General features: G+C 46.8%; 4 protein-coding genes and 1 pseudogene. All 5 read right to left on the bottom strand.

Features of this window, described 5'->3' with window-relative positions:
* The coding region (locus tag V7266_RS07185) for an ABC transporter permease (RefSeq protein WP_335467051.1) at nt 1–681 on the bottom strand (681 nt) is incomplete at its 3' end.
* Complete coding sequence (locus V7266_RS07180; RefSeq protein ID WP_335467049.1) at nt 682–1443, bottom strand: ABC transporter ATP-binding protein; 762 nt, start codon at nt 1441–1443, stop codon at nt 682–684. It lies immediately after the preceding gene.
* Nucleotides 1444–1616: 173 nt separating this feature from the next.
* Nucleotides 1617–1733 (bottom strand): annotated as a pseudogene (locus tag V7266_RS07175) (DUF1048 domain-containing protein); the annotation flags it as partial.
* Nucleotides 1734–1787: 54 nt separating this feature from the next.
* Nucleotides 1788–2129, bottom strand: a complete 342-nt coding sequence (locus V7266_RS07170) for a DUF1048 domain-containing protein (protein ID WP_335467047.1) — start codon at nt 2127–2129, stop codon at nt 1788–1790.
* The gene (locus tag V7266_RS07165; RefSeq protein ID WP_335467045.1) at nt 2126–2470 is read right to left on the bottom strand and encodes a PadR family transcriptional regulator; all 345 of its coding nucleotides are present in this window, start codon (nt 2468–2470) and stop codon (nt 2126–2128) included. Before V7266_RS07165 ends, V7266_RS07170 begins: the two co-directional genes overlap by 4 nt.
* Between the last annotated feature and the right edge of the window lie 247 nt (nt 2471–2717).

Below are 2717 nucleotides of genomic sequence, written 5' to 3'. Positions count from 1 at the left end.
GGAAAGAGCGATCCAGATATCGTTGCCAACAGACCCTTCATACAAGAGGGCACGAATGGCATTGACGATTGAAGTCACGGGCTGGTTCTCAGCGAATGCACGGACAAGTTTAGGCATGGTTTCGGTGGGGACGAAGGCCGAACTGATAAACGGCAGAAAAATCAGGGGGTACGAGTAGGCTGTCGCCCCTTCCATAGACCCTGCTCTCAATCCGGGAATGACCGCCAGCCATGTCAGCGCCAGCGTAAACAGCCCGAGTATCCCAGCTACCGCGAGCCACTCCAGGATACCAGCGCTGGAACGGAAGCCCATCAAGAGCGCGACGACGATAACCACCACGACAGTAAGCGCATTGGAAACAAGTGAAGTCAACACGTGAGCCCACAATACCGATGAGCGCTTGATGGGCATCGTAATGAAACGCGCCATCAGCCCGCTCTTTACATCATTAAATAGCCGTAAGGAGGTGTAAGCGACGCCGGATGCGATAGCCATTAACAAGATTCCCGGCAATAAATAATTGACGTAGTTGTCCGTGCCTGTCTTTATAGCACCGCCAAATACGTAGACAAACAGCAGCATCATCATAATCGGCGTTATCGCCACCGTGATAATCGTATCAGGGCTTCGCATGATGTTGCGCATTAAACGCCCTAGTAATACCCCTGTTTTGCTTTTCATTTACATCTCCTCCTTTTTGCTAATGATCGCGAGGAAAATTTCCTCCAATGTCGGCTGCTTCTCGATGTACTCCACTTTCGCTGGCGGGAACATCGCTTTGAGTTCGGTAAGGGTACCGGTCGTGATGATTTTTCCGTCATGCAATATCCCAATACGGTCCGCCAGTTGTTCGGCTTCCTCCAGGTACTGGGTCGTCAGCAGGATGGTCGTGCCGCTCCCAGCAAGCTCCTTGACGGTATCCCATACTTCAATCCGCGCTTCGGGGTCAAGCCCTGTTGTCGGTTCGTCAAGAAAAATGACTGCTGGTTTCCCGATCAGGCTCATGGCGATGTCAAGCCGGCGCTTCATCCCGCCGGAATATTTGTCCGCCCGGCGGTTGGCCGCGTCACGCAGGCTGAATCTTGCAAGCAGATTGTCGGCGACTTGAGCGGGATTGGAAACTCCCCGCAACTTGGCGATCATTATCAGGTTTTCCCGCCCGGTGAGCATACCGTCCAAAGATGCGAACTGCCCTGTCAGGCTGATACTCTGGCGGATATGATCTGGTTGACTCCCGGTGTCGAAGCCGCAAATACTTACTTCGCCACCATCGGGCTTCATCAGCGTCGAGAGGATGTTGACCGTCGTCGTCTTGCCGGCCCCATTTGAGCCCAGCAGTGCGAAAATTTCGCCACGCCGCACCTCAAAATCCACCCCTTTTAAGACATCCTTATCTTTAAACGATTTTTTTAATCCTTTTACGGAAATAGCTGCATTGCTCATACTTTTTTCCCCCTTATAAAATGCGCAGCAAGGCGCTAATTGTCTATACTTTTTTTACTACTCAGTCTGACCGATATTCTGTATTACTTACTACCGAATTAAAATATAACTGAATAGTGGAGGTGACACATTACATTTGTAACCATCTATTCAGTAGGGATCATCTATTGAATTTACTTTTTTCCCAATCGCTTTATGATACACTGATTCAAATCTTCACGATACTTGTCGACATAGGTTTTAGCGTTTGCCACTAGTTCGTCGGATAAGGAAGCCAATTCCTCCCCAGTGAAGGTTTGCATAGTTAGTGTCGATGCTAGGCGAAAGCTCATAGGATTTTGCCGTTAGCCACGACCAATGGAATCGTTCAACTTCTTCCGATACTTGTCTTTCCAAGTTTGCTCATCCTTCACTAAATCGTCGCAGAAAGCAGCCACGTCCTCGCCCGTAAGATCAGTAACTTTCTTGCCTTCCGCGGCACCTTCTTCTAAGAGATCGAGAATGCCGTTAAAGATACGGCTGCTGTCCTTCCAGTCGGTAGGACCACCACCAGCAGTCCACATATATTTTTGCATAGCTTTGTAAGCATTGAGGTACTCACTTGGAAGTGCCTTCGCACGTGCCTCCATCGCCCTCCATTCCCGCTTATCTTCCAGACTTCCGATAATTTTTTCAAAAATATTCATTTTACTTCTCTCCTTATAATTTTATTAGTTTTGAGTTCGATAATTTTACTTGAGACGAAATCCCACTTCCTCCAAAAAAGTTCAAGCTGCTCATGACCTGCTGCGTTGAGTGTGTAAAATTTTCTCGGCGGTCCCATAGTCGATGGCTTTTTCTCGATGTCCACCAGTTTGTTTTTCTCAAGCCGCATGGTAATCGTATAAACTGTGCCTTCAACTACATCAGTGAAGCCAAGTTCTCTCAGCTGCTGCGTGATTTCATAGCCGTAGGTTTCACCGCGGCTGATGATTTCAAGCACACACCCTTCAAGCACCCCTTTCAGCATTTCTGTTATATTTTCCAATTTTTTACCTCCATTAATATTTTCCTTATATTTTTTTCGGTACTCTGTCATACAGATATTTTGTGCAACAGATATTCAGTGTTACTTACTACTAGTATATAGTATTACCGAATAGCATGGATTGTCAATAAAACTTTTCTTCAAGAAGCCCGTTTTTACGGCCTCAAAGGATTTTTTATCAAATTTGACGGCTCTGTTAAAACTGGATGTTGATTTCCTTGTGTTTGAAAATAAACGGTAAAATTCC

Origin of the sequence: Neobacillus drentensis (genome assembly GCF_036965645.1) — a bacterium.
Classification (GTDB): domain Bacteria; phylum Bacillota; class Bacilli; order Bacillales; family Cytobacillaceae; genus Neobacillus; species Neobacillus drentensis_D.
The sequence above is the reverse complement of the archived record's forward strand: the minus strand, read 5'-3'. Positions and strand labels throughout refer to the sequence as shown.